Here is a 15085-nt window from a genome sequence, read left to right as displayed (position 1 = left end):
AATTCAGAAGAATTGTGGCGGAGCCTAATCTTCTCGGCTTTTTCTCCGTAAGAGGTAGAGAGCCCTACAACGCTGCCGCTGAAAAAGGCGCTCAGGGACCAGGAACTACCGTTTACTAACTCAACTCCTCGTAAAAACGTGACGCACCCACTGCACCGGAAAAGCCATGTGATGTTACTCTGATGTGATTATTTCATGATTTTTTTGGCAAAGTGCGGCCTACTTGAGCAAAGGCTCTTTTTTGGTTGCAATTGCTTTGTATTTTTTAAATTAATAATAAAATATAATTTACTTGCTGCGGGTTATTTGTAACTTAGATCCAGATTTTCAGGGGATTAGTCATATTCAAACTCCAGCCAATTTTTCACTATGCTTCAACGCTACGCTACTCCGCATCACTGTTTCGTCTGGCTGGCCGCATTCTCTCTTTTATGGGCGAATGCCAGCGCACTGAGGGCACAAACTACGGTGACCAAGTCGATTAAGATATCGGGCGATTTGTTGCGACTGGCCCAAACCAATGCCGCGCAACGTGGAAAAAACACACCACCGCCCACGGGCCAGCAGCTTTCGCCGTTGCGGCAAAAAACCGATTTGTTACAGGTCGTAGAGGGCTTCGTGGTGATCGATGCGGTGGCCGAAGGCAGCAGTGCCGACTTGCTGGCCGATCTGGAAGCCAAGGGATTGCAAAAAGGAGCGCGGTTCGGACGGCGCGTATCGGGCCTGATGCCCATCGCCAACCTGTCGGCCCTGGAGCGCGTGCAAACGCTGCGGTTTGTGCGGCCTGCCTACAAACCGCTCACCAATCTGGGCAAGGCTTATACGCAGGGAGATGGCGCTCAGCGTTCGAACGTCGCCCGCAGGAAATACGGCGTCATGGGGCGCGGCACCACGGTGGGCATTCTGTCCGATAGCTACAACAACCTGGGCGGTGCCAGCAAGTCGGTGCGCGACGGCGATCTGCCCGGCGAAGGCAATCCGCAGGGCGACCGCACACCCGTCAAAGTGCTGGAAGACTATCCGGAAGGGGGCACAGACGAAGGACGCGCCATGGCCGAAATCATCCACGACATTGCCTTTTCGTCGAAACTTCAGTTCACCACTGCCTTCATGGGTCAGGCCAGCTTTGCCCAGGGCATCATTAATCTGGCCAATGCGGGCAGCACCATCATCGTCGACGACGTGGTGTACTACGACGAACCCATGTTTCAGGACGGCATCATTGCGCAGGCCGTCAATCAGGTGCAGGAGCGGGGCATTCCCTATTTTTCGGCCGCCGGGAACGTAAACGACAACTCGTACGAAAGTGAGTTTCGGTACGGCGCTACCAAGCTTCTCAAAAACTACGACGTCGGCGACATCATTGGCGAGTACTACCTGCACGACTTCGATCCGGGACCGGGCGTAGACCTGTTTCAGGAAATCACCATTCCGCCGGACGGTGACATTGTGTTGTCGTTTCAGTGGGACCAGCCCTTTGCGTCGGCCTGTGAGACCTGCCCCGGGGCAGAGTCGGATCTGGATATTTTTCTGGCCATGAAAGACGGCGATTTCGGGAGCATGTTTTCGATGTTGTCCGGCATGGAATACAACGTAGGCGGCGACGCCGTCGAAATTCTGGCGGCCGGTGCGTACCAGGAAGAACCCGAAACGGCCTATCTGGTGATTGGCAAGCGGATTGAACGCAACATGACGACCGCCGAACGGGATAAGCTGAAAAAACTGCCTACGTACATGAAGTACGTCAACTTCGGCAACGCGACGATCGAAGAGTATCGCACGCACAGCAGCACCAGTTACGGCCACACCAACGCGGCCGGCGCCATCACCATCGGGGCGGTGCGTTACGATCAGACGCCTACCTACGGCGTGTATCCTCCCACCCGCGAGAGCTTCTCGTCTACCGGCGGTACGCCCATTTTGTTCAATTATCAGGGGAAACGCATCAGCCGGACCGTACGGCGCAAACCCGACGTGCTGGCGCCTCAGGGCGGGAACACCACGTTTTTCGGAGAAGATTACGAAGGCGACGGTCTGCCGAACTTCTTCGGAACCTCTGCCGCCGCTCCCCACGCCGCCGCCGTGGCAGCATTGATGCAGGAGGCGAGCAAACATCAGATCACCGGCCAGCAGATCAAAGACATTTTGCGGAACACGGCGCTGGACATGAACGACGAACGCACCAAAGGATTCGACACCGGGTTCGATTACGCCACCGGCTACGGCATGTTGCAGGCAGAACCCGCCGTCAAAGCCGCCAAGGCTCTGGCCCCGCGCGCGCAAGTGAATGCCCAACCGCTGGCCAATGCCAACGTCAGAGGCTTGCAGGCCTACCCGAATCCGACACGCAACCGCCTGACGGTCATGCTGCTGGAAGAAGGTCAGGATCTGTCTCCGATCTCGATCACGCTATTGGACGTGACGGGCAAACGGTTGCGGAGTCATCAGACGGAAGCGGGAGTTCCGCTTGACCTCGACCTGTCACCGCTGCCCGCGGGCGTTTACATTCTGGAGGCGCAATCGCCCCACTACCGCACACAAATGCGGGTCATGAAAGAATAAGATATAACGAAAAAGAATAAGATAATAGACCGTTAGCGTTGGAAAGGCCATCCTCAGGATGGCCTTTTTTGCTAGCCAAACGTTTACTCGTTGCGAAGCGAACGGACCGGATTGGCCAGCGCCGCCCGCAAGCTCTGTGAACTACAGGTCAGCCACACCAGCAGCAGGGCCGATGCCCCGGCCAGCACAAAGGGCCAGGCGGTCAGGTTGATGCGGTAGGCAAAATCGTCGAGCCACTGTCGCATGAAGTACCACGCCAGCGGAACGGCGATGAGAAACGCAAGAAGCACCAGCCACAGAAACTCCCGGGTAAGCAGCAACACAAGATCGGCCAGTGAAGCACCCAGCACCTTGCGGATGCCGATTTCTTTGGTCCGCTGCCGTACGGCAAAGGCCGTCAGCCCCAGAAGTCCCAAACAGGCAATCAGAATGGCCAGCCCGGAAAACAGACTGAATACCTGTAGAAAGCGCGCCTCGGCCCGGTACTTCTCGGCCAGTTCCTGATCGACAAACGAGTAGTGCCACAGTAGCTCGGGATCAAACTGCTGCCAGGTGGTTTCCAGAAAACCCAACGCCTCGCTCACATCCTCGTTGCGGAGGCGTACGGACACCCAGCGCAACGGAAACGTTTGCGTAGTATAAAGACTGAATACCACCGGCTCGATTTTGTTGTGCAACGACGCAAAGTGAAAATCTTTCACCACGCCGATGACAATCCCGTCTTTGCCCGACCATTGTGCCCCGTTGAAAAGTGTACCCTGCAAACTAGCACCGACCGGATCATCCAGTTCCAGGAAGCGGGCGGCTGTTTCGTTCAAAATGTAGGCATTGAGGGTATCGGCGGGGCGGTCGGACGAGAAGCTACGGCCGGCCACCATCTCCGCCTCGATGGTCTGGAAGAAGTCGAAGTCGACATCGATGGTGGGTATGTTGAGGCCACTCTCTGGCGTACGCCCCGCCATGCGGTATTGTCGCCACCCGCCGACGCGTTCGGTCAGGGGGGAATTCGAAGCCGTGACGGACGTCACCCGAGGGTCGCGCTGCAATGCTTCTTTCAGCGCCCCGAAACGCTGAAAACCCTCAGGCGAAAGCGGCATGGTCACCACCTGATGGGTGTTGAATCCCAGGCGTTTGTGATGCAGGAAATGCAGTTGCTGACCGATGACCAACGTAGCGATGACCAACGCAATGGAGAGCACAAACTGGCCCAGCACCAGGATTTTCCGCGTCCCCAGCGACCGCCGCCCGGGAGAGACGCTGCCTCCCTTCAGCACCTGCACCGACCGAAAGGCCGACAGTACCAGCGCCGGATAGCTACCGGCCAGCACGCCGATGCTCACCGCGCAGAGCAGGAGACCTCCCAGAAGCGGGAAGTTCGAAAACGGACGAAACGCCAGTTGCTTGTCGGCAAGCTGGTTGAAGAGAGGCATCGCCGCCCAGACCAGTACGGCCGTCAGTACGGAGGCCAGCAACACAATCAGGAGCGATTCACCCAGAAATTGCCCGATCAGTTGTGACCGGTGCGCCCCGACTACTTTACGCAGACCGACCTCTTTGGCGCGCTCGGTGGCACGGGCGGTCGCCAGGTTCACGTAATTGACGCAGGCCAGCAATAGAATAATCAGCGCCACGGCCATGAACATATACACGTAAGTGATGCTACCGTTGGGCTCAATCTCCTGTCCCAGATCAGAGCGCAGATGAATATCGGCAAGCGGCTGCAGGAAATACTGCGTTTCGTCGACCGCTTCCGGTCCGTCGTGTGTGGCTACGAAGTTTTCCAGTTGTGCCTCCAGTTGCTGCGGATCGGTCCCTTCCTCCAAAAGGACGTACGTATACTGCGTCAGGGCTCCCGTTCGGTAGCGAACTACGTAGTCGGGATAGAGCGGCACTTGCGTTGCCATCGAAAGCACCAGATCGGCGTGGAAATGGGTGTTGGTCGGTATGGCCTCCATCACGCCCGTAACCAGGACAGGTTGGTCGTCGATCTCCAGCGTTTGCCCCATCGGATCCTGGGTACCGAAATACTTCTGTGCGGTAACCTCAGTCAGCACCACCTGTTGAGGACCCGACAGCGCTGTGGCGGGACTTCCTTGCACCAGACGGAAAGAAAACAGTTCGAAGAAGCTGGAATCCGCCACCAGGACATTCGTTTCCTGATGCTTTTGCGCTCCGTTGGCCACCACTTTGCTCATAAAATCCAGCCGTACCCACTGCTCTATTTCCGGAAAATCGTTTTCCAGAAGGGGCGCTAACTGAAAATTAGTGAGGGCCAGTCGCTGCGGTTCATCTCCACCGTGTCGGTAGTTGCCTGCCACGCGGTACAGGCGATCGCCGTGCGCATGGTAGCGGTCGTAGCTCAGTTCATCGGCCACATACAGCGAAATCAGGAGACAGGCGGCCATGCCGACAGCCAGTCCCAGAAGGCTGACGGTGGCGTAAAATTTATGGCGCAACAATTGCCGGAGGCCGACTTTAAAGTAGTTCTGGAGCATGGGTACAAGAAAGAAAGAGAGTGAGACATGACGGATGAGGGACGGACGAAACAGCACCAGCGCATCGCGGACGTAGTACCAGCGGGCCCGCCGCGTTCCCAGCGTGGTGAGCCGTTCTTCGAACAGTTCGTGCAGATCGCCCTCGACGGCTTCCAGCAGTTCGGGACGGCAGAAGCATCGGAGAAACCAGTGGGCGATATGGGGAGGGCGCGGTGTGGACATACCTTACTGACTAAAGTCGAAGGCGAGGCGAGGAATGGCGTTCCAGAGTTGCAGGCGCGTCTCTTTCGTTTCGCGGAGCACCTTGTAGCCCGCCGGCGTCACGGTGTAGTAGCGCTTGCGCTTGCCGCCGCGTTCGGGCGTGGCGTCGCCGAGGCGGGAGGAGAGGTAGCTCTTTTTCTCCATCCGGGCCAGGGCCGATTGCAGGGCGCCGACGCTCACCGACCGCTCCAGCCGCTCTTCCATCTCTTTTTTGATGGCGATGCCGTAGGCCTCTTCGTACAGCACGGCGACGGTCAGTAAAACAAGTTCTTCAAACTCACCCAGGTACGTTCCTTTCATCGGCGGAGGTATAATTTTCCTAAATGTAGTTTTTATGAAGTATCAGACCAAATTCCGCCTCTTCGAAAAGGAAGAGCGGCGTCCTGTGCGGAAGAATGGCAAAAAATTTTCCCTGTTTCTGTAATAATCTCTTCTTTGGGGCGAATCACCGGGTAGCTGCATGACCGAATCCGCTTTTCTCGAACTCCTTTCGCAACACCAGGGCATCCTGCACAAGATCGGCCGGATGTACGCACGTGAGGCCGAGGAGCGGGAAGACCTGATGCAAGAGATGGTGCTGCAACTGTGGCGGTCGTTGCCGTCGTACCGCGCGGAGCTTCCGTTTTCGACCTGGATGTACCGGGTGGCGCTGAATACCGCCATTACCTACGTACGGAAAACGACGCGCCGCCCGGCCCTGGTGCCGCTGGCGCTGCGCCACACCGAAACGTTGCCCGCGCCCCCTTCTGCCGCACTGCCGGATGCCGAAGCGGCGTTGTACCGGGCCATTGCCCAACTCGACCGGCTCGAAAAAGCCCTCGTGCTGTTGTACCTGGAAGAGAAAAGTTACCGGGACATTGCCGCACTGCTGGACCTGACGCCCACGCACGTCGGCGTGAAACTGAATCGTATCAAAAAGAAACTAAAACACCTCCTGCGGCATGAAACTCGATGAGCTGAAACAAGCCTGGCAACAAACCCCTGAACCGGCGGCACTCTCGGCCGACGCCTTGCACGACCTATTGCACACGCGACGTACGCAGTTGCAGTCGCGCAATCGTCGGTTGCGGTGGATCATCGGGGGGGGGAGTCTGGCGGCGCTGGTGCTGTTTCTGCTCGTGTCCAATTTCCTGCACGACCCCGGGTCCGGGCGCGGCTTTCTAAAAATGCTGGGGGTGTTGCTGTTGATCTGGGTGGGGTTCTTCGCGCTCCACTACGATTTCCGGACGACCCGTTATGGAGAGGCGTTGCCGCAACGGTTGCGGCTGCTGATTCGCCGCGTAAAATGGTACCGCTCGCTCGAACTGCTTCTGCTCCTGGGGGTGGTGCCTGCGCTGTTGATGCTGGGCATCCGGTACGATCCCGACAACCTGCCGCTGCTGCTTGTCGGCGTGGGGCTATCGGTGTTGCAGGCGTTGGTGATTCGGCGCCGCTACCAGCCTTACCTGAACGAATGGACCGGCTACCTCCGCCAGTACGAGCCGACAGTTGAGCCGTCCCGCGCTGCAACGGGATTTATACGTTATTCCGGTCGCGATACCGCACTGATCCTCCTGGTGTTCGTCGGCATCTACGGGCTGGTCAATGTCCTGGCAATGGGCTACGTGAAGTACACCATAGGCTTCGAGAAATTTTTTGAAGGGCGAACGTCGATGCCCCTGGCTGTGCATCTGGTGAACCATTTCGGCAAGGCGCTGGGCCTCACGGCGGGTGTTCTGGGCATCAAGGTGCTGTGGCAGAAACACCGCTGGGCGGCGGTGGGTTTTCGGAAGACAACGACGCGCTGGCTGCTGATCGGTGGGGGGGTAGGCTTGTCGCTCACGTGGGTAATGCTGCCGCTGGCGAAAGGAATCGGGGCGTGGCTGCCCGCCTGGCGGCAAACGGCGCAGGGCGTATTTCTCCACAACGGATACCCCGGCTGGGAAAACGGCATCTTGCTCTTTCTGATTGTGGGGCTGGTGCCCCTCTCCGAAGAGTTGTTTTTCCGGGGCTTTCTCTACGCGCGTTTCCGCACGAAATTTCCGGTATGGGGGGCGATCCTGCTCAGTTCCGGCATCTTTGCCCTTACGCACCTGCAACCGTTGCAGGCCAGCAACGCGGCGCTGGGCGGAGCCGTGTTCGCCCTGTTGTACGAGCGTTCGCGCAGCCTCTGGCCCTCCATCCTGGCGCATACGCTCCACAACGGGATGGGGGCGCTACTGGCCTTGGGCGTCGACGCCTGGGGGTGGACCTTCTGAATTTACTTCCCGCCCGTGACGTCGAGAAAGGTGCCGGTGCTGTACGATGCCTCATCGGAAAGAAGCCAAAGAATGGCACGCGCTACTTCCTCGGGTTGCCCGCCGCGTTGCAGCGGAATGTGGGGTTTGATCCGCTCGATCCGATCAGGCTCGCCGCCCCGGGCGTGGATGTCGGTATGGATAAAGGCTGGCCTGACCCCGTTGACGCGAATGCCCTCGGCGGCTACTTCGTGGGCCAGGCCACGCGTGAAAGCCTCGACCGCCGCTTTGGAGGCAGCGTAATCGACATACTCATGAGGCGCGCCGGTTAGCGCCGCCAGCGACGAGACGTTGACGATGGCACCGCCCGCGCCACCCCGCCGGGTCGACATGCGGTGAATCGCCTCCCGGGTGCATAAAAAACAACTCAGGACGTTGGTCTGCCACAGGCGATGCCATCGCGCCGCTTCCATCGCTTCCACGCGTTGCTGCGTTTCCAGCGTGCCTGCATTGTTGACCAGCGCAGTCAGGCGTCCGACCTGCCGGTCCAGGGTCTGAAACAGAGACCGTACGTCGGTTTCGGACGAGACGTCGGCGGCGAAGGCCTCGGCTTTCCCTCCGCGACGGCGGATGGTGTCCACCACGCTCTGGGCCGCGGCATGGTCCTGCCGGTAGTTCACACAGACCCGGTAGCCCCGTTGCGCGGCAAGCACCGCCGTCGCGGCCCCGATGCCGCGACTGGCACCGGTCACGAGCAGCACGTTTTCCATCGGCGGATTAAGAAAGGTGGTTGATCGGCGTGCCGGACTCGCCACCGGAAGGTCCGTAAAACAACACCCACGTGCTGAAATCGGCCGAGAATTCTACAAAACGATGCGCGGCGCCTGCCGGTACGAACAGAAAATCGCCCGTCTGGATCGTGGTAGAATCGCCTTCCAGCACAAACGTGCCGTGCCCCGACGCAATAAGGTAAACCTCGTCGCGGTCGTGTGGCGTTTGCTTGTCGGTACCGTCGGGCTTGTACAGTTCGACCGCGAGCGTACCGTGTTCAAAAAACGTTTTGAATTCCTGACCGGAAGCGTGGAGCGCGTGTCGGGCCGCCAGCAGTGCAATTTTCTGGTGCATGTTCAGATCAAATCAGGAGAGCACGGGCTGCGGGTTTCGCCGCAGAAAGATATAGTCGGTCAGGGGAGGGGCCACGCCGTCCTGGCGAAGCATCAGCGCGAGCTGCCCCCGGTGGTAGGCCGAATGTGCTAGAATCTGGAAGAAAATTTCCAGGATCGTATTTTCGAACCGTTCGCCTTTGGTGTTGGTGTAGGTGATGGGCTTGTGCAGCGAGAGGCCGAACGCACCAGATTGCAGGTAGAGGCGCGTGTCGCGCAACAGGCGGTCGTTCGTGGCAGCAAAGGTGGCCGGATCATTTGCCTGCCAGGGCTGGGGCGCTTCTTTTTCCAGCGGGTGGATGCGGTGGAGCCAGACGCGGTGCGCATTCAGCACGTGTCCCATGATGGACAGCGCCTTGTCGGTGGGGTGGGGTGCCTCCCGCAGGGCGGCAATGGTTTCGACGTTCGCTTCGTGGTTGTAGGTAAACCAGTCGTTTAAATCACGTTCCATGGCGGTAACATTGAGGTAGAAAGCGTGCATTGGGGGTAACGCAGGGGCCTTGTGCAGGCAAAGGTAAGCGGACGACGGAGGGGTGGGTATTGCCCAAGGTCCAAAAAATGTGGCGGGCGGTTCAACTTATGGCGACGGGGCCTGAGCCTGAAACTGCTTGGGCGTGTGGCCGAACGCTTCTTTGAATGCCTGCACGAAATGCGACACGTTTTCGAAGCCTACTTCCAGGCAAACTTCCGACACATTTTTGTCGGTCGTTTGCAACAGGCGCTGGGCTTCCTGCAAACGCCGCGCCCGCAGCCACTTCCGGGGCGGCATACGATAATGTTCCTCAAACCGGCGTTTGAACGTAGAAAGGCTGAACCCGCCCAGAAATGCCAGTTGCGCCAGCGAAAGATTTTCTTTGTAATGCTGTTCGACGAGTTGTTCCAGGCTGCGCTGTTGAGGCAGGTGCAAATGGGCTAAAAAATTGCCGAACCCCATCGCCGGGTCGGCCGCTAAAATCCAGAAAAGTTCCTGCAATTTCAGGCGCAACAACACGTCGGAATTGTGGGTGGGCAGGTCGGAGGTTAGGTACGTTTTGAGCGACTGGGCAAACGACTCCAATGGGGCGCTGGCCGGCAGGGTGCCTACTTCCGGCGGCGGTGCCTGGGGGGGACGTGCTTCGCCAAGCAGTGCCGCGCCCAGGGCGTGTGCCGTGGCATCGTCGAAAAAAAGCATCAGACTTTCGTAGACCATGTCGTTCGCGGGCCGCTCGGTCATCAGGTAATGGCCCTTCTTGATAAAAAAGCCTTCACCCTCTTTCAAAGTCAACGTCTGATGCGGGGTGAATACTTCCTTGCTGCCGTTGCGCAGCAGAACCACCGCATTGTGTGCAAATTGAATGTGCGCCCGTTCGGTGGTGCGGGTCGCCTGGTACTGTACCACTTCGAGGCCGGGGGCCGCAATCCGGCGGAACGTAAACTCCCGCAATGCCGACGGCAGGTTCCAGACAGACATAGGCGTGTTAGATGATGTGGACATGGCATCGAACTGCCGCAAGGTCAGCCGAGCTGGCCGCGGCAGCCAACTCTGCAATGCCCTTCATTTTATTCGACAAGTACAAAAGTAAGGTTATGTACATATGTTCAGCCCTTTTGGCGACGAAAGACCTTTTCTTTGCCCATCATCTTTTTGTAACATGGGTAAATACGCAATTTCACCACTGCTCGTCTTGGTTTCTTTACTGACGGTCGTCCTATCGGTTCCGGGCTTTGCACAGGTCACCAAAACCGCTGCCCAGAACGGTAACTGGCATGCGGCCAGCACCTGGACCCCGAGCGGAATGCCCGGCGACAACGACGTGATCCTCATTCCGGCCGATCGGGTCGTGACGGTCAGGGGCACCAGCCATACGTTGAACAACTCGATCCTCATTGTGGAAGGAACGCTGAACATGAGCAACGGCGATTTCAGTTTCGGGTGCTTCTGCATTCCCTACGGGAACCTGACCTTCACCGGCGAAGACTCGGGCGTTATTGTCGAAGAAGGAGGAACCGTCAACGACAACACTTACTTTGAAGGGGATAACATGTTCATTAGGGTGCAGGATACCAATGTGTGGTCGGGCAACGGCTGCTCTAGCAACTGCGGCACCATTCAGGGAAGTTTCACGCCTACCGCCGGGCGCATGGCCGCGCCGATCGACCTGGCAAATCCGTTGCCGGTCGAACTGGTCAGCTTTACGGCTACGGCCAGTCTGCAGGCGGCGGTATTGCAGTGGGCCACGGCTTCTGAACACAACAACCACTACTTTTCGGTGGAGCGCTCGGTCGACGGCCATGCGTTCGAGGCCATTGCCGAAGTGGCGGGTGCGGGCTCGTCCAGCCAGACCCATCGGTACGAATTTGCCGATCCGGAAGCGGCTTCGCTCCTAAGCCCTGTGCTGTACTACCGCCTCCGGCAGGTGGATTTTGACGGCTCATTCCACTACAGTCCCGTGGTTACGCTCCAGCGCCCTACCGAGCTGGACCGGGTGGAGGTACAGCCCAATCCGTTTCGTGAGCGTCTCATGCTAAGTCTGTATTCGCCTTCGTCGGCGCAGGTGCAGGTGCGTCTGTTCGATGCCCGCGGGCAAGAAGCGTTGGTGCAGGCGTATGCGTTGCAAAAAGGTGCCAACCAACTGGAAATCAACGCTATTCAACAAGTGCCTGCCGGGGTGTATCTTCTGGAAGTACAGGGCCAGACGTGGGTAAACCGTCAGAAGGTTGTGAAGTTCTAACGTCGGGATTCACCGCCGCTACAGGTCGGGTTTTTCCTACGCTGCAGGAGAGCGATGCGCGCAACTTTGCGGTATCAACCAAAATCTCTCACAGCTATGAACCTGAAAACCTGGTCTTTACTGGGGGTAGTGGCCCTAGGCCTGATGCTTTCGTCGTGCATTGAAGACGACCCTGCGCCCCAAACCCCGCGCTCCGAAGTCCCCGCCAAAATGCAGGGACAGTGGATGTACGGCACGTTCTCGATGACCGACTTCTGGAAGTACGACGGAAGCTACGTCGGCAACGCTTTCGAGCTGGCCGTGGCGTTCGATTTCAAGAAAAACGGCGAGATCGAAATGTACTTCATGAGCAGCAGTGCCTACTACAACTGCCGCACACAAGCCTTTACCTACGAAAAAGGCACGGTAGAATTCCACGACAACAACTCCTTTACGATGCACCCGACCGAAGGCAGTTACCGGGGATTTTACACCTGTAGCCCCAGCCAGAACTTCAACCGCAAAGCCAAGCCGGACGAACTGAAAGCCAGCACGTATTACTACACGTTCGAGACGGACGAATACGGCAAAGAGCATCTGGTCATCCGCTTCTCGCCGGACGACGAGGATGGAAGTTATTTCCGACCCATGCAGTGGTAGAAAGTCCTGAGCAAATTACCGAGGTGCCGGCGTACGCGACGGCACCTTTTTTTATGGTAACCGCCTCGTCCCGCCACAAGAGCTCTCCAATCGGGTGAAATGGTACGCCTCCGCGGCCGGCCACGTCTCCTGAAGAACGTCGTGGCATCGGCCGGTGAAGCGCAGCCCGGCAAACCCTGGAGGTTGTAAGTACCATGCTTTGCCGACACCACCGGGCCGTTGGTCGGGCCAAGGCGTGGCGCGTCACGAAGGCCTGCGAAAAACGGGGCGGGGGGCCGGGTGACAAAAATTCTTTTTCGTGGCGAATCCTGTCCGTAACTTGCGTTTTCCGAACCAGTTACATCCATTTGCCTATTTTTACCCGGTCTATGACAGGAACCCTTCACCAAGTCGCACCCGAGCCCGCACGGACGTTCCTCCGGGACGTATTGTCCGCGCATGCTTCGCCCCAGGCGCTGGCCTGGCTGGCACAGCAGCAGGAAAAGTACACCACCGACTACGCACGCCGCACGCTCTACATGGCCTTCAGCATGGTGCCCCGCTTTTTCAGCAAAACGCCGCTGGAGCTGTCGGGAGCGCAGCACGAACGCGCCGACGAACTGCGGTCCGGCTGGGACCCCTCAACCTGGACGTGCGATCAGGCCGCCCGTACGTTTCTGTTACTGCTGATGCCCACGCAGGACGAAGACCAGTATCAACAGACGCTGAAGCAATTGTTCGATACGGCCGACATGAACGAGCAGCGAACGCTCTACGGCGCTTTGCCCCTGCTGGCGTTTCCCGAGCGGTGGGTCGCCCAGACCGCTGAGGGCATCCGGACGAACATAACGTCGGTGCTGGACGCCATCGTGCTGCGCAATCCTTATCCGGCCGAGCACCTCGCCGATCCGGCCTGGAACCAGCTGGTGCTGAAGTCGGTCTTCACGGACCGGCCGCTTTACCAGATCGACGGACTCGACAAGCGGGTCAATGCCGAACTGGCGCACACGCTCCTCGACTACGTGCACGAGCGCTGGTCGGCCGGGCGCACCGTCACGCCCGAGTTGTGGCGGATGATCGGGCCATTTCTGCAACCCGAGTCGGAAGCCGACATCAAACGACTTTTGCAAAGCGACAATCCGCTGGAACGGCAGGCCGGTATGCTGGCCTGCTGGCAGAGCAACGACCTGATCGTCAGCCAGTGGGTCGATCGCGATACCGATCCTTCCACCCTGACGTGGGACGAAATTGGGGCCCGGCATCAGGAAACCAAAAACTGAGATGATCAAACGCGTATGTGTTTATTGCGCCTCCAGCGCCCGGATCGATCCCGTTTATTTTGAGGCCACCGAACGGCTGGCCCGGCAACTGGTCCGGCACAACATTCAGGTGGTGTATGGCGGAGGTGCCGTCGGGCTGATGGGCAAACTGGCCGATACGGTCCTGGCCGAAGGCGGCAGCATCCTCGGCATTATGCCGCAGTTCATGAACGAAGTGGAATGGGCGCACAAAGCGGTGAAGGAATTTGTGTTTGTCGCCGACATGCACGAGCGAAAGAAGCGCTTCCTGGAAGGTGTCGATGCGGTGGTGGCCCTGCCTGGGGGCTGCGGTACGCTGGAAGAACTGATGGAAGTTATCACGCTGAAACGCCTCGGCCTGTTCGCGCAGCCCATCATCATCCTGAACACCAAAGGCTATTACGATCCGTTGGCGCAGATGCTGGAGCGGTGCATCACTGAAAAGTTCATGGCCGACAGCCACCGCGACATGTGGCGCTTCGTCGACGAACCTGAAGCAGTGATCCCTGCCATTCAAAATTCTCCTTCGTGGAATTCCGGCGCGATTCAGGACGCTGCACTCAAATGAGCGGATAGCGCGGGGTGCAAAGCGTAATGAGTGAATGGCGTGACGCGCTTGGCGCAACGTGGGTAGTTAACAGCGAGCAAGAGCACCACGCATGGTCTCCGATGCTCTTTGAGCGTTAAACTGTAAACTCAAAATTCTTAACTCAATACTTCCGATCAACGGATACTTAAAGGACCTGAAACCTGAGACTTGTAACCCATTCAACTTGCCACCGGAGCCACGTGGCCACCAGAATTTGTCATTTGTAATCTTCAATTTGTAATTCGACATGTCAAGCAATAGAATTTTTTTCGACTCCCACGTACACATGGTGTCCCGCACTACCGACGACTACGAAGCCATGCGCAAGGCGGGTGTGGTGGCTGTGTTGGAGCCGGCGTTCTGGCAGGGGCAGCCTCGCACGGAAGTGGGTTCGTTCAAAGATTATTTCAACACGCTGATCGGGTGGGAGCGATTCCGCGCCAGCCAGTTCGGCATCAAGCACTATTGCACCATCGGGCTGAACTCGAAAGAGGCGAACAACGAGGCGCTGGCCGAACAGGTGATGGAAATTCTGCCGCTGTTCCTCTGCAAAGAAGGGGTAGTAGGGGTCGGGGAAATCGGGTACGACGACCAGACCCCCGCGGAAGACAAGTATTATCGTCAGCAACTGGAACTGGCCAAGGAACTGAACCTGCCGGTGCAGATCCATACGCCGCACCGCGACAAAAAACGCGGGACCATCCGCAGCATGGAAGTGGCGCTGGAACACGGCATCGACCCGAGCATGGTGATCGTCGATCACAACAACGAAGAAACCGTGCAGGACGTGCTGGACCGGGGCTTCTGGTGTGCGTTTACGATCTATCCGCATACCAAAATGGGCAGCGAGCGGATGGTGGAAGTGTTACGCAAATACGGTCCCGAGCGCATCATTGTCGACAGTGCCGCCGACTGGGGCGTGAGCGATCCGCTGGCCGTTCCGAAGACCGCCGCGCTGATTGTGGAACGCGGACTGCCGGAAGACTACGTCACCAAAACCTGTTACCAGAACCCGCTCGACGCCTACGGGCAAAGCGGCCAGATCAACGAAGCCGACTGGCAAATCTCTGAGGTAGACCAGCGTGAGCTGTTCCGCGGAAACTCCGTGCTGCGTGGGGGGCAAACGCCGAAAATCGGGAGTTCCGATTCTGACATTGTACCCAACTAAGCAC

At 58.2% G+C, this 15085-nt stretch carries 14 protein-coding genes; 8 read left to right on the top strand and 6 right to left on the bottom strand.

The features are described from left to right. Positions 1-369: 369 nt before the first annotated feature. On the top strand, positions 370-2562 hold the full coding sequence (locus tag BLR44_RS11180) for a S8 family serine peptidase (RefSeq protein ID WP_089681815.1): 2193 nt from the start codon (positions 370-372) through the stop codon (positions 2560-2562). Positions 2563-2645: 83 nt separating this feature from the next. Here the strand turns inward: BLR44_RS11180 and BLR44_RS11175 are convergent, their stop codons facing one another. After that, entirely contained in the window at positions 2646-5279 is a 2634-nt protein-coding gene (locus BLR44_RS11175; protein WP_089681814.1) for an ABC transporter permease, read from the bottom strand. A gap of 3 nt (positions 5280-5282) precedes the next feature. Next, entirely contained in the window at positions 5283-5618 is a 336-nt protein-coding gene (locus tag BLR44_RS11170; protein ID WP_089681813.1) for a PadR family transcriptional regulator, read from the bottom strand. A 160-nt stretch (positions 5619-5778) separates the two neighbouring features. Here BLR44_RS11170 and BLR44_RS11165 point away from each other — a divergent pair, with 160 nt between their 5' ends. Both BLR44_RS11165 and BLR44_RS11160 read left to right on the top strand, forming a co-directional pair. Next, positions 5779-6273 carry an RNA polymerase sigma factor gene (locus BLR44_RS11165; protein ID WP_089681812.1) on the top strand — a complete coding sequence of 165 codons (495 nt, stop codon included), beginning with the start codon at positions 5779-5781 and terminating at the stop codon, positions 6271-6273. Next, the gene (locus BLR44_RS11160) at positions 6260-7555 is read left to right on the top strand and encodes a CPBP family intramembrane glutamic endopeptidase (RefSeq protein WP_089681811.1); all 1296 of its coding nucleotides are present in this window, start codon (positions 6260-6262) and stop codon (positions 7553-7555) included. The genes BLR44_RS11165 and BLR44_RS11160 overlap by 14 nt, the downstream gene beginning before the upstream one ends. 2 nt (positions 7556-7557) lie before the next feature. Here BLR44_RS11160 and BLR44_RS11155 read toward each other — a convergent pair whose 3' ends face one another. From BLR44_RS11155 to BLR44_RS11140, 4 genes are all read right to left on the bottom strand, one after another. Beyond that, entirely contained in the window at positions 7558-8304 is a 747-nt protein-coding gene (locus BLR44_RS11155) for an SDR family oxidoreductase (protein WP_089681810.1), read from the bottom strand. Between the two features lie 7 nt (positions 8305-8311). Continuing rightward, entirely contained in the window at positions 8312-8659 is a 348-nt protein-coding gene (locus BLR44_RS11150; RefSeq protein WP_089681809.1) for a cupin domain-containing protein, read from the bottom strand. Between the two features lie 12 nt (positions 8660-8671). Then, positions 8672-9148, bottom strand: coding sequence for a DinB family protein (locus BLR44_RS11145; protein WP_176955995.1), 477 nt, complete (start codon positions 9146-9148; stop codon positions 8672-8674). Between the two features lie 126 nt (positions 9149-9274). After that, positions 9275-10147: a helix-turn-helix transcriptional regulator gene (locus tag BLR44_RS11140; RefSeq protein ID WP_176955994.1), complete on the bottom strand. Its 873-nt coding sequence runs from the start codon at positions 10145-10147 to the stop codon at positions 9275-9277. A gap of 181 nt (positions 10148-10328) precedes the next feature. On the opposite strand from BLR44_RS11140, the gene BLR44_RS11135 reads away from it, so the two are divergent. From BLR44_RS11135 to BLR44_RS11110, 5 genes are all read left to right on the top strand, one after another. Next, entirely contained in the window at positions 10329-11408 is a 1080-nt protein-coding gene (locus BLR44_RS11135) for a T9SS type A sorting domain-containing protein (RefSeq protein ID WP_176955993.1), read from the top strand. A gap of 96 nt (positions 11409-11504) precedes the next feature. Continuing rightward, positions 11505-12047: a hypothetical protein gene (locus BLR44_RS11130; RefSeq protein ID WP_089681805.1), complete on the top strand. Its 543-nt coding sequence runs from the start codon at positions 11505-11507 to the stop codon at positions 12045-12047. Positions 12048-12415: 368 nt separating this feature from the next. After that, the gene (locus tag BLR44_RS11125) at positions 12416-13306 is read left to right on the top strand and encodes an EboA domain-containing protein (RefSeq protein WP_089681804.1); all 891 of its coding nucleotides are present in this window, start codon (positions 12416-12418) and stop codon (positions 13304-13306) included. Position 13307: 1 nt separating this feature from the next. Beyond that, entirely contained in the window at positions 13308-13892 is a 585-nt protein-coding gene (locus BLR44_RS11120) for an LOG family protein (RefSeq protein WP_089681803.1), read from the top strand. 268 nt (positions 13893-14160) lie between these two features. Continuing rightward, positions 14161-15081, top strand: a complete 921-nt coding sequence (locus tag BLR44_RS11110) for a TatD family hydrolase (RefSeq protein WP_089681801.1) — start codon at positions 14161-14163, stop codon at positions 15079-15081. Positions 15082-15085: the final 4 nt, after the last annotated feature.

Source organism: Catalinimonas alkaloidigena, from assembly GCF_900100765.1.
In the GTDB taxonomy this organism is placed as follows: domain Bacteria; phylum Bacteroidota; class Bacteroidia; order Cytophagales; family Flexibacteraceae; genus Mooreia; species Mooreia alkaloidigena.
Note: the sequence above shows the minus strand (reverse complement) of the source record. Positions and strands in the feature narration are given on the sequence as shown.